Here is a 21,381-nt window from a genome sequence, read left to right on the forward strand (position 1 = left end):
GCCCCCACGTCCGCAGCACCCCACTACGCCAGCAACAGCTCATCTGCCGGAATGCCACCCCGACTCCTAACCTAACAACATTACAGCGCCCTCCTGTCCTCGCTTCAAGCAAAAAAACAGCCGTCAATACTGCGCGGCTGCTGCTTCTTGATGACTGCGATCCATATTCACGAATTTATTGAATTGTTTCAGGAAGGCCAACTCGACGGTGCCTACGGGACCATTCCGCTGTTTGGCAATAATAATCTCGATAATGTTCTTCTTCTCGGATTCCTTATCGTAGTAATCATCCCGGTAAAGGAACGCTACGATGTCGGCATCTTGCTCAATGGAGCCGGATTCCCGAAGGTCAGACATCATCGGACGCTTGTCTTGACGCTGCTCAACGCCCCGGCTCAGCTGCGAGAGCGCGATGACCGGTACATTCAGCTCACGGGCAATTTGCTTCAGCGTACGGGAGATCTCAGAGACCTCCTGCTGACGGTTGTCTCCACCCTTGCCGCCACGGCCGGCAATCAGCTGCAAGTAGTCGATGAGGATCATGCCGAGCCCCTTCTCCTGCTGCAAACGGCGGCACTTCGCCCGGATATCCGCGACCGTAATCGTCGGGGTGTCGTCAATATAGATATTCGCCTCTGACAAAGCGCCAATCGCCATCGTCAGCTTCTCCCAGTCGTCGCCTTCGAGATAACCCGTCCGCATGCGGTTCGCATCGACGTTGGCCTCGGCGCAGATCATACGTTGTACGAGCTGCGCCGCACCCATCTCGAGCGAGAAGATCGCGACGGTCTCTTTGGCCCGAACGCCGACATTCTGCGCCACGTTCAGTGCGAACGCGGTTTTACCAACAGAAGGCCGGGCGGCCAGAATGACTAAGTCTGAGCGCTGGAAGCCAGACGTCATCTTGTCGAGGTCAATGAATCCTGACGGGATTCCCGTTGACCCACCCTTGTTCGAGTAGAGGTTTTCAACCTTCTCGAACACTTCCATCAGCACGTCGCGAATGACGACGAAGCCGCTGGAACTACGACGCTGCGAGATCTCGAGGATCTTCGCCTCCGCCTCGCTGAGCATCGCCCCAACATTATCCTCATTGGCATAGCCATTGGTGACGATCTGGGTCGCTGTCCGGATCAAACGGCGAAGCATCGACTTCTCCTCGACAATTGCCGCGTAATAGTCGATGTTGGCAGCCGTTGGCACTGCATTCGCCAGCTCCGATAAATACGTTACGCCGCCGATCTCCTCAAGCTGCTGCTTGTTTTGGAGAAGCGCTGTTAGTGTAATAAGATCGACAGGCTCTTGATCCTCGGCGAGCTCAACGATCGCCTCGAAGATGCGCTGATGAGCGCCGCGATAGAAATCATCGCTAGTTATCCGCTCCATCGCGGTGATCAAGGCATCAGCATTTATCAGAATCGCACCTAGGACGGCTTGCTCAGCTTCTATATTTTGAGGCGGAACACGATCCACAAACATATTATCTCCATTGCTCATGCTACTGTGCCCGCCTTTCATTTCACAATTCATAGTTTACTAGTTTTGTGTCTACAAGAGAGAAGAGCCCCGGACTGGGACTCTCGTTCGTTACTTTTTGTAATTCAAATCGCAATATTCTATGACCTGAAGCTTACTTCTCTTCTGTTACTTGAACGTTCAAACTAGCTGTTACTTCCGCGTGCAGCTTAACCGGAACTTTCGTTACACCAAGGGTACGAATCGGCTCTTCCAGCACGATTTTACGCTTATCAATTACGATTTTATACTGCTTCTCGAGTACTTCTGCAATCTGCTTACTAGGAATAGCTCCGAACAAACGTCCACCTTCACCAGACTTCGCTTTAATTTGAACGGTCATTTCACTAAGCTTCTCGCCTAACGCCTGCGCATCTGCCTTCTCTTGATCCTTGCGGCGTTGCTCAGCTTTCTTTTGATTATCTAACACTTTGACTGTGCCCTGAGTAGCTGGAGCTGCAAGTCCTTGTGCGATTAGGAAATTTTGTGCGTACCCTTCGGATACTTCCTTCACTTCGCCCTTCTTACCTTGGCCTTTAACGTCTTTGAGTAAAATTACTTTCATTCGAAAAGTCCCTCCTCTTCCTGCATATCGGCTAGTACTTGTTTTAATCGGTTCGTTGCTTCTTCTAATGTGCAATCTGTTTGCGTCGCTGCATTGGTTAAATGCCCGCCGCCGCCCAGACGCTCCATCACAACTTGGACGTTCATTTGGCCGAGCGATCTCGCGCTGATCCCAATTAACCCATCCGGTCGTTCGGCAATTACGAAGGAAGCCATAATATTCGTCATATTTAACAATGTATCAGCAACTTGCGCGATCATCAACTGAGAATATTTACGTGTAGGCTCAGCCACTGCCAAAGCAACATGTTCATAGATGGTTTCTGTGTGCTTAATAATTTCGGAACGCTCAATATAAGAATCCAAATCTTCCTTCATTAACTTCTGAATGAGAGCGGAATCTGCCCCATTGCGTCGCAGGTACGACGCGGCTTCGAAGGTTCTTGCGCCAGTACGAAGACTAAAGCTCTTCGTATCTACAACTATTCCTGCGAGCAGCATCGTGGCCTCTAGAACCTCCATCGATAGCTTCTCGTTAATATATTGCAGCAGCTCGGTCACTAGCTCGCACGTTGAGGACGCGTACGGCTCCATATAGACGAGTGTAGCATCATGAATGAACTCCTCACTCCTACGGTGATGATCGACCACGACGACCCTGTGGGTAAGCTGTAGCAGCTTAGGCTCAGCGACCATAGATGCCTTGTGCGTATCCACGACGACGGCAAGTGTTCGCTGCGTGGTAATCTGCATGCCCTGCTCAGGAGTAATGAACCAACGATGCAGCCGCTCATCAGCCGAAATCGTCTCCATCACCTTCTGAATGGATGGATTCACGCCCTCCAGTACAATATAGCCTTCTTTACCGACGACTTGGACAGCTTTGAGCACACCAATCGCCGCGCCGATGGAATCCATATCTGCAAATCGATGACCCATGATGATGACTTTGTCACTATCTTTCATCAGATCACGCAGTGCATGTGAGATCACCCGAGCTCTAACTCGTGTACGTTTCTCGACCGCGTTCGTTCTCCCACCGTAGAAAGACAGTCGCTGTCCGACCTTCACCGTTACCTGGTCACCACCGCGGCCGAGCGACATGTCCAAACCCATTTGTGCCATTTGGCCAAGTTCTGTGAGCTGTTCAGCCCCAGATGCGATCCCGATACTAAGCGTTAGAGGCAGCTTATTCTCAATCGTAAGATCGCGGACATCGTCTAGAAGTTCAAAGCGTGTTTGTTCTAACTGACGCAATGCCTTCTGATCCATCAAGATTAGGAAGCGATCTGATGAAGTCCGGCGTAAGTACAGCTGATTCTTCTGAGCCCACTCCGTAATTTCACCAGTAACCTTGGCCAGCATAAGGCTGCGTGCCTGATCATCCAGTCCCTGTGTTGCCTCTTCCAAATTATCCATCATGACGATACCAATTGCTGTTTTACTATCTTCGTATTTCTTTGCGAGCAGGGCTTGCTCCGTAATTTCACGCAGATAGAGGAGTCTCTCCTCGGGTTTGGACATGACTTGATAAATAAATTGGCCAACTTTAAGCTCCAGTGTTTCAGCCTTATCTTTTTTATTCTTGAGATCCGGGAAATAATCAAAGAGCGACTCACCAATCACCGAGTCTTGCCCTAACATTTTCGCTACAAAAGGATTGTGCCACTCTATGCGTTTCTCTTCATTATATAAAATAATGCCGATGGGCAACCCGCTCATGACTTCATTGCCGGCTTTTTTCACCCGATGGGTTATCGTTCCGACGTACGTATTCAATTCTCGACGAAAAGCTGTCTCCGCTTGCAACGTAAAATACGCCATTACTCCGCAGAGTAAGAAAGCCGTTAGGCCCAGCCACCATTTGAACATATAGATAATGGCTGTCAAGGCGATGAGCAGAACGAACATCCACACAATATGTTGACCGTGCCACCGCTTCAAAAGGAACTTCGGCATTCGAACTAGCTCCTAATCCTATAAATTTTTCTTGAACCGTTCACGGATTGGAAACGCAACATCAAATACCCCTAACAAGCTATACACAATAAATAGTGGCGGCATAAAGATGAGAATGATAATAGCCACAATTGGCAGGATCGGTTTCCACTTATTCGCATGCGCCACAAAGAACAGGAAGCCTATCGCTTGAACTGCGAACACGAGCATCAACAGCGGCATCGCATTCATCAGCAGTGTTGAAATGAGTGAGCTCGAATCGGGTACTGAGAATAAATCTAAAACAAAAGCCACTAAATAAATCCAGACAAGTGATCTTTGCAGCTTCCACTCTCTCATTGGGCGTAAACCAGGGATACCTTCTCCTGTTTTGTTCAAGAACCACCGCGTCACGCCATGTGTTACAAAGGTAATGAACAACGCCACAAAAATCAAATACAACGGTATCACTTGCACGATGAATCCAACGTACCAGTCCTGATCTTTAGGTAAAATCTCCTGAATGCTACTCGGCATCGTTGCAATACTATCTATCATGAATTGCTTGAACTTAGTAACCGGGTCAAGACCTAAAGCAAAGCCTAGAAGAAGGCTTAATAATGACTCAGCCAAGACAGTAACGATACCCGCAGTTAGTACGGATCTTGCTGCCGCTTTGCGTTTGTACAGGTTCCCCATCACTAACACAGGTGGTAATGTGAACAACGCAATCGTTATTAAATAGAGACCTATCCACTGGGTAAGTAGGTAGACAACGAGCAGACTGAGTACATAACTTACGACGAAACGCTTTGTACTTGATTTGACGTATAACATAAGAACTGGCACTAACAGAAAACTACATGTAAAAATAATAAATGGTGTCATCAGCGATAGCAATGAAATAATCATAACAACGCTCCAAATGACACTCTGCCAACTTCGATTCCCCAACCGGGCTCACCTCTTACGTAAATGTTCTTCGAGCGATGAAATGTCGCCGTACCAGTCCTCAAGTTGATGGCCCTCTTGGCGGTGCTTCTTCATTTTCTCAACAATAGCTTCGTCCAAACTGCGATAAGAAATCCCCAGTCTTCGGCCTAAAATGTAGCCACTCGAAATCAAACTGGCTAATCCATCAACCATCTTTACATGACTACCTTCCCACATGCCTTTGAGCAAGTGAGCTACATGATCTACGACTTCTGTTTTGAGCCACTCAATGACTTTGGCCCGTCTGGCTAGGTCAACTTCTTTATCCCTATTCAGCAACCGTCATCACTCCTCATCTCCGCAGAAACGATATTGATCAATTATACCACAAAAAGGTACTAGAAAAGAAAGCCTCTAATCGAGCTCTCCGATGCCGTAGAAAAAGACAGCTGATCTTGACAGCTGCCTTGTTAGGGAATTGTATTCTTTTAGGAAAAATGGCGCGAGATTAGGGATCCCGATGACTCCCTCAATTTGTAATTAATTGCTCCTTCAACGCTAGGATCTGCTCTTCCGTTATACCAATCGTTAGTAAATAGCGTTCCGCACTTTCGTACCGAAGCTCCAAATGGGATAACAGAGCCGCCATATAGGCAGGATCACAACCTAAGAAGCTCTCATACACTTCATCTGTCACATTCGCTGGTTTCCCCTTGCGCAGTTCATCCATGATTGGCGTAATACAAGCATTCGTTAGCACATAGTCTTCCATAATTGTTCCATGTGGAACATTTGCAAGGTCTAACAATAGGGCTGAAACGACACCAGTACGGTCTTTACCTGCCGCGCAATGGAAGAGACTTCCGTGTATGGCTCCCTCTGCAAGCAAACTGAAAACACGTAACAATTCGGCTTGCGAAGTTTCAAGCAAGTTAATATATAAATCACCTAGATTGCGAATTTGTGTAAGACTCGATGTGGCTGGATTGATCAAACTTACATTATGATAGCTCACTTGCTCGGAATCTGCGAACACATTCTTCTTTTCCTCAAGCTCATGCGCATTTCGCAAATCAATAATCGTCCGTACACCTCTGTTCACCAGATCTTGTTGGCTTTCCGTACTAAGTATGTGCAAACCATCCGCTCGAAATAGTACACCCCAACGTGTCATCCGACCGTCCTTCGTCTTGTAGCCTCCTAGATCACGCAAATTATATGCGCCTTCAACCTGTAGAACCCTCTGCTCATTGGCCATATGTGTCGTCATGATTAGTCATCCGCCTTTATTCAAATTTGGTATACGTCAAATATCGAATTGCTTCAATTGCTGATGCAAAATCTCATTCACTTCATAGATCGCTTCTTTCGCATCCTGGATGTTCCCTTGTAGAAGAGCCTCATAGATCCGCGAGTTGATCCTTCTCCCCTGTCTCGGATTGGATAGAGACTGCGGATTCATGGTTCGATAGGAAACAACTTTGCACATATATTTACCTTTTATTTGCTCCAGAATCTGCATCATGTTCTGATTGTGAACTGTAGTTAGAATCGTCTCTATAAATAGCAGCGAACTTTCATAATAGAGCCAATGGTCACCGTCGTCAGCCGCTTGAATTTGACGATCCAGATGGTCACGTAACGACGTCAAATCGAAGGAAAGTCCTCGCTTTTCAGCAACATCGCATGCATAAATCTGCATAGAAACTAATACTTCAAACATGTCACAGAACTCTTTGAACGAAATATTTTTAACAAAAACGCCCCGGCCACGTACCGATTCCACGAATCCTTCTTGCTCTAATAAAGAGATAGCCGCCCGAATCGGCGTTCGACTCATGTTCAGTTGATCTGCCAACTCATTCTCTGACAAAAGAGTACCAGGCAAATAATTCGCATGAATAATGTGATTCCGAATTTCTTGATAGGCTTTCTTTTCTAGTGATGGTTTGGCCATGCTTTTCGTTTGAAGCAGATGCCCTTGCTGTGTGAAAAAAGAACTCATTAACGCAAACCGCCTTTGACGAACGAATCAATAATTTGACGCTGTAGGATAAAATAAAGCAGAAGAATCGGCAAACTCGCCATCGTTGTCGCCGCCATCATCGGTCCCCACAGATTAGCATCTGTGGACATAAACGACTGCAACCCGATTTGGAGTGTGGCATGCTCTGGTTTGTTCGTGACCAGCAACGGCCAAAAGTAGTCATTCCATGAGGAAATGAATAATAGTACGCCAATAGAGGCAATCGATGCACGTAAATTCGGGAAAATCGTCCGCCACAGCACACTCCAATCGGATGCCCCGTCCAGATGAGCCGCTTCAATTAACGTTCGCGGGAAGGATTTGAAAGTGTTGTACAGTTGGAGTACAGCGAATGCGGATACGATGTTAGGGATGATTAACCCCATCAAGGAATTTCGCAGCCCCCAACCACTAATGACTACATAGTTCGGAATCATGATAACCTGAAATGGAACCAGCCATGTCAATGAAATTAAGCCATAGAAGAAACCTTTGCCGCGAAAATCCCAGCGCGTGAATGCATATGCTGCCAGAATGCTTGTGAGCAATTGGGCTGCTGTTTGACTAATAGCAACGATAATCGAGTTCGTCATCATACGGGCCATAGGAATGGCATGCCATGCCTGCACGTAGTTATCGAACGTCCAGTGCGCAGGAAGCAGTGATGTGGAGTACACTTCACCTGGTGGTTTAAAGGAAGTGTTTAACATCCAGTAGAATGGGAAAATCGCAAGAAAGCTTAGCAATATCAATACGGTATGTTTGCCGACAGTTGCGCTGCGGGATCCATTCAATCGCGGATTCTTCATGCTGATCCTCCTTTAGTTGTCGTAAAACGAGAGCTTTTTCGATAGTTTCATGAAACCTAATGAAATAAGGCCAGAACCAATAAATACGCACACAGCGGCTGCTGAGCTCCAACCTACGGAGAACGTTTTGAACCCGTACGTCCATAGCAAATAATAAATGTTTGTTGTTGAATTTAATGGCCCTCCCTGCGTCAATACATTGACGTACGAGAAGCTCCATTCTGCAGCGAACAACGTACTGAGCATCGCCATAAACATAATCGTAGGCGACAACAATGGCAGCAACACGTGCCAAATGATCTGCCAACGATTCGCTCGATCGATTCTAGCTGCTTCTATATAATCTTTATTAATCCCCGTCATCGCTGCGGAGAAAATCAACGTACTGAAGCTGAGCAACTTCCAACCCGTGATGAACGTAATCGACCAGATCGCCCACCGCTCATCGGAGAAGAAGCGTATCGGTTCCTGAATGTGAAACACAGCCTGCAACGTTTTATTGAGAATACCGCCCATTGGGTTCATAATCCAGTTCCACACGGCTGATACCGCAACAGGTGCCATAATCATGGGTACGAAAATTAACGAACGATACGCATTGCGGGTACGCTGTCCAATGTTGTCCGTGGAAATCGCAATCAGCAGCGGCAAAAGTAGCGAAAATGGCATAACACCCACCGTATAAAACAAGGTGTTCAATAAGGCTCTGCTCATCTCGGGCAGCGTAACTAGCTTCTCGAAGTTATCCAATCCCATGAATTCCTTGGGGGATGTCGGCAGCATGTTCCACTCGTAGAAGCTGAGCTGAAAGGTCTCGATTAAAGGACGATAGATCCAGAAGCCAATCGAAATCATGACCGGCAACAAATATAAATAAGGGATCAACTTTTTATAGGGGAACGGTCTTTTTACCTGCTGTACCGACTTTGGACGAGCTTTAGAAACGGTCCTTGTGATTGCATTGCTATTCATGGTATCCCTCCTGAATGTCTAGAACGGTCTCTCTAAGATCATCGATTGACCGATTCATGGCAGAAGACAGAAGGATATAGCCACCTCCTGTCTTCGCACCCATTATGGCATTAGTGATTGTGCACGCTTCTGAGCATCCTGCATGATGGACGTGGTATCTCCCGAACTCTGAATCGATTTCTGCACGCCTTCCAGCAAGATCGTCTCAATTTGGCTCCATTTCGAACCTGGATAGGATACCCAAGGCTGCAAGCGAGTAAGCTGGTCGAGATTCGGCTTCACCAACGGATTGGCTGCCACCCAGTCCTTCAGATACTTCGGATCATCCACAATAGCTGGACGAAGCGGCAGGTACCCGATTTTGGACGTTATGATCGTGTAGCCCCGCTCACTAGTGACAAACTTGAGGAATTCCCACGCTGCCTGCTGTTTCGCTTTATCATCAGATAACACGAACAAGGCACTTCCTGAGTTAACTGGTGTTGTAGGTTTACTTCCGAAGGATGGCATCTGTACAGCTTTCAGATCCCAGCCTCCAGCTTTAGAAGCGCTGAGCAAGGCGCTCTGTAAGGCGCTTGTATACAGCAGCATCCCAACCTTCGATTCGCTGAACGCTTGAATCACTTCCGTATCGTTCATCTTGTCGCTTGCGCCACTTTGAACGAGATCCTGCCACATCTTGATCGCGCCAATCGCTGCGGGTTCACCGAACTGGATCGTTTTGCGATCATCCGATAGGACCTTGCCGCCGTTGCTGCCGATCAAAGCTTGGACTATCCAGTCCGCCCCGGCAGCACCGCCTACATGCACACCAGAAGCTTTCGTTTTGGCTGCGATCTGCAGCGCATAGGTCTTCACTTCCTCCCACGTTTTCGGAGGGTTTTCTGGGTCAAGACCCGCATCCTTGAATAGCTTTGCATTATAAAATAAGACCGGTGTACTGAATGTAAAAGGAAGTCCGTATGTTTTCCCCTTCAATTGACCCAATTTCAATCCATTCGGAGAGAAGCCTTCGAAGTTCTTCTTCAGCTCGTCAGCAGGTACAATATCTTCCAATGCCTTCGCATTGTAGTTCTGAACAGCATAGTCCAAACCATCAAATACGAGCTGTGCAACGTCAGGACGCGAACCCGCCGCGATATCTGCCTGTACCTTCGTATTAATTTCCGTTGACGTTACCGGAATCGCATCGATCTTGATGTTCGGATGGGCTGCCTCGAATTCCGTAATCAGTTGCTGCGTGCCTTCCTTTTGGCTAGCGATCGCTAAGTTGTAGCTATAGAACGAAATCGTAACTGGCCCGGTTGATGCGCTCTCCTTGCCATTTCCACATGCTGCTGTTACCAGTGCTGTTATTGAAAGTAACATGATGATCTTTGTTTTGGCTCGTGACATGTCACAGCTCCTTCTTATTATCGATCAATGGGCAGGATTAGACCTCAGCATGAATCTTGGATACATTCAGTTCGTAAAGTAAGCGTTGCTCACCAGACAAGGTCATTGGTTGTACAATCATTCGTCCGTCCTTCACCGTGATCAAGTTGTAGCCAGATCTATCGATGAACCGCATGTTCGTTGAAGCTGACGGATCCAGACCGAAGGCAAGTCCATCTGCGGCTGCGCACAAAATGCCATTGAACATACCAACATTATGATAATGAATGTGCCCCGATAATAAGCCAATCACGTCAGTCCCTTCGATGACGCTTGCCAAATCCTGCGGGTTTTCCAATAGATGATCATCCATCATTACCGTAGGTGTTTTCACAACTGGATGATGGTGCACGATAATCGTTCCCAGTGGTGCCGGCTCAGCTAGCACTTGCTTTAGCCAAGCGAGCTGCACGTCATCGAGTCTACCGCCATGGGTACCCGGCACTTGTGTATTTAACATCACGATGCGGAGTCTATCGGCCATGAAGCTATAGTAATAGGATTCGTTCGATGGCTCTTCCTCTAAGTAACCTTCGCGAAATGGCTCGCGGAAATCATGGTTGCCTAGCGCGACATGAATTGGAATTCCGAGAAGCTCTACTTGTTCATCTATCAGCTTTTTGAGAAAACGATAGTCTTCCAAATTGCCATCATGCGTCAAATCGCCGCTAATCACCACAAAGGATGGTTTCGCCTCCAATGTGCGAATTTCCGCACAAGCAGCGCGCAGCTTATCTGACATTTCGAGGCCGAACAATGGTTTCTTCCCTGGTGCACTTATGTGAATATCCGTTAATTGTATGAAGAACATCGGTTCCTTCGTCGTCATGTTAGACACTCTCCCCGTGAACGTGTTGATGAGGCTGATAAGCTGTTAAATCATTGACACCATCCAGATGAATAACGCGATATGTAGGCATTCCTCCGCGCATGGTTACCCATAACACGACATTCTCGTCACTCGGATTCGTGCCATCCCCATGTGCAAGACCACCAGTTCTACCTAGCTGTATGAACTCCGCATTACCTTTCTGAGTGTACTCCATCGCATGCAAATGCCCGGCAAAAATGGTGTAGGATCGATTCCCTAGCATCTGTATGAGCTCTTGGTATTCTTCACTTTCTGATTTCCAACCTGGCTTATGCATGTTGACGAACGTCCATTTTACATCTGCATTGTTGGCCAATACGCATCTAAAGTAAGCAAGTTGCTCCTCACCAAGACTCAGTTTTATCTTGCCAAAACCTTGTAGTTCCTCAGGTGAAAGTTGCCCTTTCAGTTCATCAACAAAAGCACTCATGTGTTCATTGGCGCGTTCAGGTTCGCGTTTCACGTCCGCCGTTATCCGTTTGATGATGTCGATAAATGCATCGGAGAACTCATCCGGTGTATGCTCCGTATTTAAAGAAAGGAAGAGCGTATCTCCTACACGAAACGCGTAGTAGTCCAAGCCTTTACGCTCGCGCCATACCTCTGCCATCGTTTGATTGCCATAGTCGTGATTGCCGATGACCGGAAAGAATGGCAGTCCCATCGCTGCAATTTTAACGTCAATATCATCCCATTCCTGATGCGTGTCCGCGGCATTATTCCAATAACCTTCGATCAAATCACCTACCGCCAAAACAAAGTCAGGCTTCAAATCCTTCACCAAGTCCAGCGCCTTCTCAAAAACTCCCTCCGTCGCCATCCCGCAACGGTCCCCCATCACAACAAACGAAAAGTCTTCTCCCAGTTGACTAGGCATGCTCCCAAACCAAGGGCGTTTCTCTGTGGTCACTAGCTGATCCTCAAAGATCGTTACGTTCTTCTTTTCATCAAGCTGTACAGTTTGCATGGTTCCTATCTCCCTTCTATTGGTGAAAGCTTGTTCTTATCCTTAGTATGCAGGTTGTATGTAAGCAGAATATTAGCTAGATTTATAGTTATTATTAATCTAGATGTTCTCGAGTCCGTCTGCGGCAAAAGAAAGCGAACGACAAAAAAGCGAGCCCCCGCGGGCTCGCTTCTCCTTAAATATAAAAAGAGCAATCGGTTGCCCGACTGCTCTTTATTCCGAAACCTATTCCGTTGTGTAAGGAAGCAACGCGATTGTACGGGAACGCTTGATAGCGATCGTCAAAGCACGTTGGTACTTAGCGGAAGTTCCAGTTACACGTCTAGGAAGAATCTTCCCGCGCTCACTGATGAACTTTTTAAGAGTCTCGATATCTTTATAATCAATATGCTTGATTTTGTTTACAGTGAAGTAACAAACCTTACGGCGTTTGCCTTTACCGCCTTTGCCACGAGGAGCAAATTTGCGATCAGCACGATCATCACCATTATTGTCTCTTTTTTGGAAAGCCATTGTGTCTCTTCAGTCCTTTCTACGTTTAAAATGGCAAATCATCATCGGAAATATCGATCGGTTTTCCGTCATCTATGAAAGGATCCTGCTGCTCGCGCGATCCACCGCCACGATTGCTGCTTCCGCCGCCGCTATAGCCGCCTGCATTTGCATTAGAGGATCCGCCCTCTTCGCGATTCCCGCCGCCGCTAGATTCAAGGAAACGTACATTGTCGGCAATAATTTCGGTCACGTAAACACGTTTTCCTTCATTGTTGTCGTAGTTACGCACTTGAATGCGTCCTTCAACTGCTGTTAAACGACCTTTACGCAAGTAATTCGCGCAGGTTTCGGCAAGCTGCCTCCACGTGACGATATTGATAAAGTCCGCTTCACGTTCTTTCGAGCCACCGCTCGTGAAAGGACGGTCTACAGCAAGTGTGAATTGGGTAACTGCTACCCCAGCTGGTGTATAACGAAGTTCTGGATCTCTGGTCAATCGACCGATTAGAATAACACGGTTCAACATGGAATAACCCTCCTGACGAAAATACTGGCATTGATTAAGCTACGTCGTTTACGATTAAGTGACGAATAACTTCGTCCGAAATCTTAAGTACGCGATCAAGTTCAGTTACAACAGCAGGTTCTGCGTTGAAGTGTACAAGCACGTAGTGCCCGTCACGGAACTTCTTGATCTCATACGCAAGACGGCGTTTACCCATCAGGTCATGTTTGGAGATTTCTCCCCCACCGTTCGAGATGATGCCTTGAAATTTTTCTACCGTAGATTGAACAACTTCTTGCTCAACGTCAGTACGAATGATGTACATCAATTCATATTTGCGCATGTATTTCACCTCCTTTTGGACTAAGCGGCTCCTATTCTAACTTGCTAGGCAAGCGAAGGAGCAAGGAGCGAGGATTCTTATTCAAAACTCGCACCTGAATACTATAGCAAATCATACGGCAAATTACAAGTTTTTATCACACGCTTCGCACAGGTGGAAGCTGGAAGCTCATCAGGTACATGCTTCCCTCTCCTGCGGGCATTCTAACTATGATTGTTATTCTTATAAAGAGGTGATTCAATCGTGGGTGAATGGACACATTTTAATGAAGGCGATCATGTTCCTAACGACGGTGAATATATGGAAATTGGCGAGAACGCCTTCCATATGGGGATTAACAATCCCAAAACAGTTACCCTTCGTAAAGGGGACACCTTTCCAGCAACAAGCAATCATAATCGCAAATGGCACAAAAAAGGCGGTAAGCGGATGTAGTTCTTCTATATGAAAAGAAAGGAACACCTTTCAGTTTTAATGAGAGGTGTTCCTTTCTTCCACAATTCACTTTCTTATCTGCCTTTATCCCAGACTATCTCTGGAACACACGCTTCTCTGAAATCTTCCCATCGTTAAAATAGACGATTTCCGCATAATATCCTGCTTGATTAGAGATCGCAAATTCATAAGTTCGTTTGCCATTCTCCTCTTTCACGAGCTTCCCTTTGGACCCCGTCTGCTTAACCAAATCATCGTAGGTACTCGTCAAAGTAATTTTCTCCACTTGTTCCTTCGTGAGCGTAGAAGGTGTCTCCGCGGCTCCGCCACCGGTTGTTCCCTTTGGGGTAGGTGTTGCCGTCACAGTCCCACCTGCAGCTCCTCCTGCACTCGTCCCACTAGGCGTCGCTGAAGCCCCTGCTGAGGGCTGTACCGTCACACCTGCTGTAGGACTAACTGTACTTGTATCATCCTTCTTAGAGCAGCCTGAGGCCACTACAGCAAGCATTGCTAGGGCTAGTATCCATTTATTCATTTATCTCGTCCTCCTACGTAGCTATTTGCCATAACCTAACTGTTAGGTTGCTTCAGATCTTTACTTTTTATCCCTCTTATTTCATATAAACCATTATCACCATGTCCAAACAGGACAACAAAAAAGCCGCCCATATCCCCGAAGGATATAAACGGCTTTCATCTGGTGTGTTCTAGTACGGAAAGAGTGGGAGTCGAACCCACGCACGCCTCGCGACGCCTAACTGATTTCGAGTCAGCCCCCTTGGACCACTTGGGTACCTTTCCAAGAAAATGAGAACAGGACTTATTGTATCAAAAAAGTCTGTCTCTCGCAAGTGTTTTACTGTTTTTTATGAAAAGTTTAGCTCGACTCTTCTTCTGTCACCGCATTGCTGCGCAATATTTTTTTGAGCTTGCTCTCGAACTTCGTTCTTGGTACTAAAACGCTGTGCTTACAGCCTACACATTTAATCCGAATGTCCATCCCCATTCGAATAATTTCCATTTCATTTGTACCGCATGGATGGGGCTTTTTCATCTGTACAACATCGCCAAGTTGGTATTCCTTCTTTTCCATCTTAGTTCCCCTCCACCTTTTCTTGTTTAATGCCATGGGTATCTAAATATTTCTTAATCTCTGCATTTAAAATCCGGCTGACTTCCCCTTGTTTATTCGGCTTACATTCCGCAATAACTCGTATCTTCAAATCCGTGTTTCCAATCATTTGCACCCCAAGCACCTGTGGCGCTTTAACGATACTCTCTGTGCGCTCATGCACTTCAGCAACAACTTCATTTAATAAAACCATCGCACGATCAATGTCAGCGTCATAAGCGATAGATACATCGACGATAGCAATCGAATTATAAGTGGAAAAGTTGGTCACTTGCTTAATGTTTCCGTTAGGAATGATGTGAACCTCACCGGTCCAGCTTTTGATCCGAGTAACGCGAATGCCAATTTCCTCAACGGTTCCTTTGAATTGGTCAATCTGTATGACATCACCAACGCCGAATTGATCCTCGAAAATAATAAAGAACCCCGTAATGACATCCTTCACCAAACTCTGTGCTCCGAAACCTATCGCCAATCCAAGAACACCTGCACCCGCTAATAAGGGACCTAAATTCAATCCTACTTGACCGAGGATCAACATGATAGCAACTAGATTTACTGTATAGGCAATAAGATTATGTACGAGAATTGAAATGGTATTCGATCTTCGTCTATCAATTTTAAGTGGTGACTTCTCTCTCGCAATGACCATGTGAGCGATTGTTTTATCAGCAATTTTGATGATAACTCTAGCAATGACATAAATGAGTACAATTTTGATAGTGATCCAAAATATCGAGGCAATGATTTCAGGTTTACTGATATGCTCCCGAATCCAATGCATCAAATTTTCGAAATATTGTGTTTCAAAAGACACTAGTAAAGCCTCCTTACTTTTCTACTATGGTACCATATCCATCTTCTTTTTTAAAATAAATGCCTCTAATCTCGACATTCTCGCTCTCTATAATCTCTTGAACTTGCACAAGATCTGCTCCTGGAAATTCAATAGAAAGAGCGCATCCCGCTGTAATCTCTTTCGGCGTAGGTCTGATATCGATCTCAATATCCGCATACTCTAGCAGCATCTCAGCTCTTAGTGCTTGTTGGGTAGAATCGAAAGCTAGCAACATGATAGAAAATTCCAGAGAAAGCTCTCCTCTCTACGTATAAATGTACCTCTCTCTCCATATACTAGTAAAAAAGATTTACTACTTTGGAGGGATATCATGAAATTCCATTTCGGATTCGACGGCGATAAAACCCCAGTGCAAGAACCTTTGAAAATTCAACATACCGATTCCAATACACCCCATCTTCTCGCCAAGCATTTGCAATCGATTTTCAGTAAACTACCAACCTATCAACCTATCGTCGTCATTTGCGTAGGAACGGATCGTTCAACAGGCGATGCTCTCGGCCCTCTCGTTGGCTCCCATCTAAATCGTACGACTACGCTCCGCAATCTTCATTTGTTCGGCACACTGGATGAGCCTGTCCACGCTATGAATTTAGCCGAAACCGTTGAAACCATTCATAAGCAATTTCAGAACCCTTTCATCGTTGCTGTTGATGCTTGTTTAGGGCAAGTTGCCAGTGTCGGCTGCATTCAAGTCGCTCATGGACCACTCAAGCCAGGTGCGGGTGTTAATAAAGATCTGCCACCCGTTGGTGATATTCATGTAACTGGTATCGTTAATGTTGGCGGCTTCATGGAATACTTCGTCTTGCAAAATACGCGGCTTAGCCTCGTCATGAATATGGCTACCGTCATTGGTGATGCCCTCTACGCTTCGATTAGACGAACGCAATCCTTTGCACCGAGTGCTACGACTGCTTTAAAGTTTGAGTAAGTGTTTCCTTCTCTTCTGGACTTAACGTGTAACTGGATTGTCCCTTTGCGATCGGTTTCGCATATACATACATTTGCTCTCGACTATGTATTCCTGTAATGATCACACCATCCTGTTCTTCGTTGAGCATCGCCAACGAGAAACTGAGATCACTGCCACCTTCATTGAAGGCATTGTATCGACGAACTTTAATGTTCGATGTCATCTTCTTCATGGACTGATGGATATTAGATATTTGGGTCGAAGCCTTAACGGATTCGGCCTTTTGCTCGTTCAAAGCGTTCTGCATATCAATAAGTAATTGTTCCATATTCTCAGCGCTTGTACCATTGATCATCCGTGTATATCGTTTCCGCAAGGATGACAATCGAATTGAAATAATGATGACCATAACCAATAACACCAGAATGAATGCGAAACAAATTAACATCACGTATTCTGCATTCAAGCCAAACAGTTCCCCCATGCCTTATCCCTCTTTCTACTTCGCATATTGCGCTTGAATCTCTTTGACAGCTTCAATGAGTGCTGTTACCTCTTCGTCCGTCGTAAAATACCCGATACTCGACCTTACGGCTCCCTTGGCCAAAGTGCCGGCAACTTCATGTGCAAGCGGCGTACAGTGATAACCAGACCGCACGGCAATTTGAAACGACTGGTCGAGGATAAAAGCAACTTCCGATGAATCCACATCTTGAATGTTAAAGGAAACGATTCCTGTTTTATTTTGTCCAAGCTTTGGCCCTAGAATCGTTACCCCTTCAATTCCCAGTAACCCTTCCATTAATTGCTGTGTATGTGCCCATTCTTTCGTATGAATCTTGTCCACGGTTTCCGCTAGGATGAACTTTACACCTTCATTCAATCCAGCGATGCCTGGCGTGTTCTGAGTCCCTGCTTCATAGCGATCAGGCCGTACTGTCGGCTGGTGGATTGCCTCCGACTGACTGCCTGTACCGCCATGTAGCAATGGTTCCAGTTCAATGTCCGGATGGATGTATAACCCACCCGTCCCTTGAGGCCCCAGGAGCCCCTTGTGGCCTGGGAAGGCGAGCATGTCGATATTCATATCTACGACATGAATAGGCAGTACGCCGGCGCTCTGAGCCGCGTCTACGAGCAGCTTGGCGCCGCGGCTTCTACAGAGCTCCCCAATCTCTCCAATTGGCATAATGGTGCCAAGTAAATTGGAACTATGATTCACAACGACAAGTGTTGTATTTGAGCGAAACGCTTCTTTCAAATCATTTAATTGTACATTCCCCTGCTCATCATGTTGCAAATAGGTAAGCTCGACGCCAATTGAGGCTTTTAAATATTCTAGCGGTCTTCTCACCGAATTGTGCTCAACATTCGTACAGATCACGTGATCGCCAGGCTTTACAAAGCCTTTGATCGCTTGGTTTAGTGCATGTGTTGTATTTAATGCAAATGAAATATCGTTTGGGTTTCTCACACCAAATAATTTAGCTAGATTCTTTCTCGTCTCGAACAACGTACGGCTTGCCTTCACAGCCATCTGATGGCTGCCTCTGCCAGGATTAGCTGCATACTCCTGCATGCATTGCATCATCGCATCCATCACCGTTGGCGGCTTCGGCCATGAGGATGCTGCTTGGTCGAAATACATTACGTCTTTCATATGTCCAGCCCCTTTCGAGAAATCCCTGCCCCATATTACTTGAAACTATCTTTTCCAATTATATATGGTCAAAAATATAGCATACCTTAGTTTGTTCCTTCTGTTCGAAAGAAAAACATAGGAGACAGTCCGTTCATAATTAATGAACAGACAGCCTCCATAGGTACGCTAGCAATTTCTAAGAGATTTTACCTTGCAATAATTCTAGCAGTCGGTTGAGATCGTCTTTTGAATAGTAGAGCAACTCGATCTTCCCTTTATCCTGCTGACTCTTAATTTTCACGGATGTCCGATAAATGTCTCGCAATTGCTCTTCTGCTTGATTAATATACGGATCTCTATTTTTTTCTTTTTGTTTTGCCTTTTCCTTTTCAGGACCAGGTGGTTCTTCTAGCATCTTAATTGCTTCTTCAAGCTCTCTAACACTCCACTGTTTAGAGATCGTTGACTCTGCAAGTTCTTTCTTAATCTTATCGTCCTTCACACCAACAATTGCTCTCGCGTGCCCCATGGATAATGTTCCACGTGAAACATATTGTTTAATTGATTCAGGAAGGGAAAGCAATCTTAAGAAATTGGCAATATGAGATCTACTCTTACCAACCTTCGCTGACAGCTCTTCTTGTGTCAAAGAGAATTGATCAATAATACCTTGGTAAGCAAAAGCGATCTCAAGCGCATTAAGATCCTCACGCTGCACGTTCTCAATCAATGCGATTTCCATTACCTGTTGATCGGAAAGAATTCTTTCCACAGCTGGAATAGTTGGCGTTCCTGCAACTTGTGATGCACGGAAACGACGTTCACCCGCAATGATCTCGTAGCCCTTAAGAACCTTCCGAACAATGATAGGCTGAATGACGCCATGCTCCTTGATCGACTCTGAAAGTTCCTTAATACTATCTTCATTAAAATGCTTTCTAGGCTGATACGGATTGGCTCTCAATTGAGCCAGTGGAATCTGAATGACTTTATCGCTCTCATCAATATGCAAGGACGTTATTAATGCGTCTAATCCTTTACCTAAACCTTTAGAGAGGCCTTTGGTCATACTGAGATCACTTCCTTAGCAAGTTCTAAATAAACTTCCGCGCCCTTTGATCTAGGATCATACGTAATAATGGATTGCCCATGACTCGGCGCTTCACTCAAACGTACATTACGAGGAATAATCGTTTGATAAACCTTTGTTTGGAAGTACTTTTTAACTTCTTCAATAACCTGAATACCTAAGTTCGTCCTTGCATCAAACATCGTCAATAGGACACCTTCAATTTGAAGTCCTGTATTTAAATGCTTTTGCACCAATCGCACTGTGTTCAGAAGTTGGCTTAAACCTTCTAAGGCGTAGTATTCACACTGAATAGGGATGATTACGGAATCCGCGGCGGTTAAAGAATTGATCGTTAAAAGGCCAAGAGATGGAGGGCAATCTATCAAAATATAATCATATAAGTGTTTGACAAGTTGAAGTGACTTCTTTAATCGAACTTCTCTTGAAATGGTTGGAACCAATTCAATCTCTGCACCAGCAAGTTGAATCGTTGCCGGAACAATTTTAAGATTCGGTACATTTGTTTCCACTGTTGCATCTTTTGGATGTACGTCATTAATCAATACATCATAAATGCAATTTGTAACATCAGCTTTATTCACACCAATACCACTTGTTGTGTTCCCTTGCGGGTCAATATCGACCAAAAGAACGCGTTTACCAAGCGAAGCTAATGAAGCGCCTAGATTCACAGAAGTCGTCGTCTTGCCGACGCCACCCTTCTGATTCGTTATTGCAATAATTTTAGACAAAACCATTTCACCTCTATCGCTTATGTTCCATAATGCTATTTAACAAGCAGTAGTACTATCTTACCATATCTATCAATCAGTTACCTTATGAATATTTGATAGATTCGTGCCATTAGATGCAAAAAAAACGGCTTGCGCCGTTTTAGGTAGCAGAAATGCCTAAATTATCGCTTAGGAATCTTAATTATAATTTCATAATGATCTTCATGATCTTGTTCTGAGGTATTAATATGTAAGCCCGAGCTTGAAACCATCTCAACCGACTGTCGAATGGTATTGAGAGCAAGTCGAACATCCTTCGTAAAAGATACACGACGTGACTTCTTAATCTTCGCCGCTTCCTTCAGGAAACTTATTTTGATTTCCGTTTGTTTAACGTTTAATTCTTTCGTGATAATCTCTTCTAGCAATTTGACCTGCTGCTCTTCTTGATCTAAAGCTAATAGAGCACGCGCATGACGCTCCGTAATCTTACGTTCCATCAAAGCCATTTTAACAGGTTCGCATAATTGCAATAAACGAATCTTATTGGCGATTGTGGATTGGCTTTTGCCTAAACGTTGTGCAAGGCTTTCCTGCGTAAGATCATGCATCTCGATCAATTGATGATAAGCTGCAGCCTCTTCAATCGCAGTAAGTCCTTCACGTTGCAGATTTTCAATAAGCGCAATGGATGCTGCTTGTGAATCATTAAAGTCCCGAACAATAGCTGGGATCGTATCAAGACCTAACTTTTTCACCGCACGCAAGCGTCGTTCGCCTGCAATTAATTCAAATGTATTATTTTTGACTCGAACAACAATAGGTTGAATAATACCATGTGTTCGAATGGTTTGGCATAGTTCATCGATACGATCATCATCGAATAAAGTTCTCGGCTGATAGGGACTAGGAATAATACTATTTACGGGTATGTTTTTGACCTCATCCGTCGTTGAACGATCTGCAAGGCCAAATAGCTTCGATATTTGTTCTTTCATAGGAAAACTTACCACCAACTCTTCCCGTAGTTTAAGCGATCAGTACAGTTACAATAAACGGATACAACGCCCTGTACAAGGTAAAAAGATCTTTTCGCCATTCCGAGACGATGTCATTCATGCTGTCTGATTCTAGTAAATTTAATCTATCAATTGCGAATATCCAACCACAACATCACAAATAAAAGGTAAGGCGAAGCCAGTATATGACGGGCTTTCAC

At 45.3% G+C, this 21,381-nt stretch carries 26 protein-coding genes and 1 tRNA gene; 2 read left to right on the plus strand and 25 right to left on the minus strand.

The annotated features are described in order from the left end of the window. Positions 1–123: 123 nt before the first annotated feature. From dnaB to rpsF, 15 genes are all read right to left on the minus strand, one after another. Positions 124–1,497 (minus strand): replicative DNA helicase, encoded by a 1,374-nt coding sequence (dnaB, locus tag L6I86_RS33190; RefSeq protein ID WP_056622622.1) that lies wholly within the window; start codon positions 1,495–1,497, stop codon positions 124–126. A 133-nt stretch (positions 1,498–1,630) separates the two neighbouring features. Further along, a complete protein-coding gene (gene rplI, locus L6I86_RS33195) occupies positions 1,631–2,080 on the minus strand; it encodes a 50S ribosomal protein L9 (protein ID WP_056622624.1) in 450 nt (149 codons plus the stop codon). Continuing rightward, on the minus strand, positions 2,077–4,038 hold the full coding sequence (locus tag L6I86_RS33200; RefSeq protein ID WP_236293017.1) for a DHH family phosphoesterase: 1,962 nt from the start codon (positions 4,036–4,038) through the stop codon (positions 2,077–2,079). The genes rplI and L6I86_RS33200 overlap by 4 nt, the downstream gene beginning before the upstream one ends. Positions 4,039–4,056: 18 nt before the next feature. Then, the gene (locus L6I86_RS33205) at positions 4,057–4,971 is read right to left on the minus strand and encodes a DUF2232 domain-containing protein (protein ID WP_236293018.1); all 915 of its coding nucleotides are present in this window, start codon (positions 4,969–4,971) and stop codon (positions 4,057–4,059) included. Positions 4,972–4,977: 6 nt separating this feature from the next. Then, the gene (locus tag L6I86_RS33210) at positions 4,978–5,289 is read right to left on the minus strand and encodes a MazG-like family protein (protein ID WP_056622632.1); all 312 of its coding nucleotides are present in this window, start codon (positions 5,287–5,289) and stop codon (positions 4,978–4,980) included. Positions 5,290–5,479: 190 nt separating this feature from the next. After that, positions 5,480–6,220, minus strand: a complete 741-nt coding sequence (locus L6I86_RS33215) for a tyrosine-protein phosphatase (RefSeq protein WP_236293019.1) — start codon at positions 6,218–6,220, stop codon at positions 5,480–5,482. Positions 6,221–6,256: 36 nt separating this feature from the next. Then, entirely contained in the window at positions 6,257–6,955 is a 699-nt protein-coding gene (locus L6I86_RS33220) for a GntR family transcriptional regulator (protein ID WP_236293020.1), read from the minus strand. Further along, on the minus strand, positions 6,955–7,785 hold the full coding sequence (locus L6I86_RS33225) for a carbohydrate ABC transporter permease (RefSeq protein WP_236293021.1): 831 nt from the start codon (positions 7,783–7,785) through the stop codon (positions 6,955–6,957). Before L6I86_RS33225 ends, L6I86_RS33220 begins: the two co-directional genes overlap by 1 nt. Positions 7,786–7,797: 12 nt before the next feature. Beyond that, positions 7,798–8,757, minus strand: a complete 960-nt coding sequence (locus tag L6I86_RS33230) for a carbohydrate ABC transporter permease (RefSeq protein ID WP_236293023.1) — start codon at positions 8,755–8,757, stop codon at positions 7,798–7,800. A gap of 102 nt (positions 8,758–8,859) precedes the next feature. Further along, positions 8,860–10,152, minus strand: coding sequence for an ABC transporter substrate-binding protein (locus tag L6I86_RS33235; RefSeq protein WP_236293025.1), 1,293 nt, complete (start codon positions 10,150–10,152; stop codon positions 8,860–8,862). A gap of 37 nt (positions 10,153–10,189) precedes the next feature. After that, the gene (locus L6I86_RS33240) at positions 10,190–11,020 is read right to left on the minus strand and encodes a metallophosphoesterase family protein (protein ID WP_236293027.1); all 831 of its coding nucleotides are present in this window, start codon (positions 11,018–11,020) and stop codon (positions 10,190–10,192) included. Between the two features lies 1 nt (position 11,021). Further along, complete coding sequence (locus L6I86_RS33245; protein ID WP_236293029.1) at positions 11,022–12,029, minus strand: metallophosphoesterase family protein; 1,008 nt, start codon at positions 12,027–12,029, stop codon at positions 11,022–11,024. Between the two features lie 225 nt (positions 12,030–12,254). Continuing rightward, on the minus strand, positions 12,255–12,542 hold the full coding sequence (gene rpsR / locus L6I86_RS33250; RefSeq protein ID WP_028557221.1) for a 30S ribosomal protein S18: 288 nt from the start codon (positions 12,540–12,542) through the stop codon (positions 12,255–12,257). A 25-nt stretch (positions 12,543–12,567) separates the two neighbouring features. Further along, complete coding sequence (gene ssb, locus L6I86_RS33255) at positions 12,568–13,050, minus strand: single-stranded DNA-binding protein (RefSeq protein WP_056622646.1); 483 nt, start codon at positions 13,048–13,050, stop codon at positions 12,568–12,570. A 34-nt stretch (positions 13,051–13,084) separates the two neighbouring features. Next, on the minus strand, positions 13,085–13,372 hold the full coding sequence (gene rpsF, locus L6I86_RS33260; RefSeq protein ID WP_056622648.1) for a 30S ribosomal protein S6: 288 nt from the start codon (positions 13,370–13,372) through the stop codon (positions 13,085–13,087). 243 nt (positions 13,373–13,615) lie between these two features. Between rpsF and L6I86_RS33265 the strand changes: the two genes are divergently transcribed. Then, positions 13,616–13,807 carry a YjzC family protein gene (locus L6I86_RS33265; RefSeq protein WP_028557224.1) on the plus strand — a complete coding sequence of 64 codons (192 nt, stop codon included), beginning with the start codon at positions 13,616–13,618 and terminating at the stop codon, positions 13,805–13,807. Positions 13,808–13,901: 94 nt separating this feature from the next. Here L6I86_RS33265 and L6I86_RS33270 read toward each other — a convergent pair whose 3' ends face one another. The 5 genes from L6I86_RS33270 to L6I86_RS33290 form a co-directional block, all read right to left on the minus strand. Then, positions 13,902–14,342 carry a hypothetical protein gene (locus L6I86_RS33270; protein WP_236293030.1) on the minus strand — a complete coding sequence of 147 codons (441 nt, stop codon included), beginning with the start codon at positions 14,340–14,342 and terminating at the stop codon, positions 13,902–13,904. A 178-nt stretch (positions 14,343–14,520) separates the two neighbouring features. Beyond that, positions 14,521–14,608: transfer RNA gene (locus L6I86_RS33275), tRNA-Ser, on the minus strand. A gap of 76 nt (positions 14,609–14,684) precedes the next feature. Then, a complete protein-coding gene (locus tag L6I86_RS33280) occupies positions 14,685–14,900 on the minus strand; it encodes a DUF951 domain-containing protein (RefSeq protein ID WP_056622652.1) in 216 nt (71 codons plus the stop codon). Position 14,901: 1 nt separating this feature from the next. Then, the gene (locus L6I86_RS33285) at positions 14,902–15,756 is read right to left on the minus strand and encodes a mechanosensitive ion channel family protein (RefSeq protein WP_236293031.1); all 855 of its coding nucleotides are present in this window, start codon (positions 15,754–15,756) and stop codon (positions 14,902–14,904) included. A 13-nt stretch (positions 15,757–15,769) separates the two neighbouring features. Next, positions 15,770–16,012 carry a putative Se/S carrier protein gene (locus L6I86_RS33290; protein WP_063795718.1) on the minus strand — a complete coding sequence of 81 codons (243 nt, stop codon included), beginning with the start codon at positions 16,010–16,012 and terminating at the stop codon, positions 15,770–15,772. A gap of 96 nt (positions 16,013–16,108) precedes the next feature. On the opposite strand from L6I86_RS33290, the gene yyaC reads away from it, so the two are divergent. Continuing rightward, positions 16,109–16,732, plus strand: coding sequence for a spore protease YyaC (gene yyaC, locus L6I86_RS33295; RefSeq protein ID WP_056622658.1), 624 nt, complete (start codon positions 16,109–16,111; stop codon positions 16,730–16,732). Here the strand turns inward: yyaC and L6I86_RS33300 are convergent. From L6I86_RS33300 to noc, 5 genes are all read right to left on the minus strand, one after another. Next, complete coding sequence (locus L6I86_RS33300) at positions 16,707–17,198, minus strand: DUF4446 family protein (protein WP_236293032.1); 492 nt, start codon at positions 17,196–17,198, stop codon at positions 16,707–16,709. The genes yyaC and L6I86_RS33300 overlap by 26 nt on opposite strands. A 15-nt stretch (positions 17,199–17,213) precedes the next feature. Beyond that, the gene (locus L6I86_RS33305; RefSeq protein WP_236293033.1) at positions 17,214–18,374 is read right to left on the minus strand and encodes an aminotransferase class V-fold PLP-dependent enzyme; all 1,161 of its coding nucleotides are present in this window, start codon (positions 18,372–18,374) and stop codon (positions 17,214–17,216) included. A 178-nt stretch (positions 18,375–18,552) separates the two neighbouring features. After that, the gene (locus L6I86_RS33310) at positions 18,553–19,425 is read right to left on the minus strand and encodes a ParB/RepB/Spo0J family partition protein (protein ID WP_056622671.1); all 873 of its coding nucleotides are present in this window, start codon (positions 19,423–19,425) and stop codon (positions 18,553–18,555) included. Further along, positions 19,422–20,180, minus strand: a complete 759-nt coding sequence (locus tag L6I86_RS33315; protein ID WP_056622827.1) for a ParA family protein — start codon at positions 20,178–20,180, stop codon at positions 19,422–19,424. The genes L6I86_RS33310 and L6I86_RS33315 overlap by 4 nt, the downstream gene beginning before the upstream one ends. Positions 20,181–20,344: 164 nt before the next feature. Then, positions 20,345–21,160 (minus strand): nucleoid occlusion protein, encoded by an 816-nt coding sequence (noc, locus tag L6I86_RS33320; protein ID WP_056622673.1) that lies wholly within the window; start codon positions 21,158–21,160, stop codon positions 20,345–20,347. Between the last annotated feature and the right edge of the window lie 221 nt (positions 21,161–21,381).

Origin of the sequence: Paenibacillus allorhizoplanae, from assembly GCF_927798215.1 — a bacterium.
Classification (GTDB): domain Bacteria; phylum Bacillota; class Bacilli; order Paenibacillales; family NBRC-103111; genus Paenibacillus_E; species Paenibacillus_E allorhizoplanae.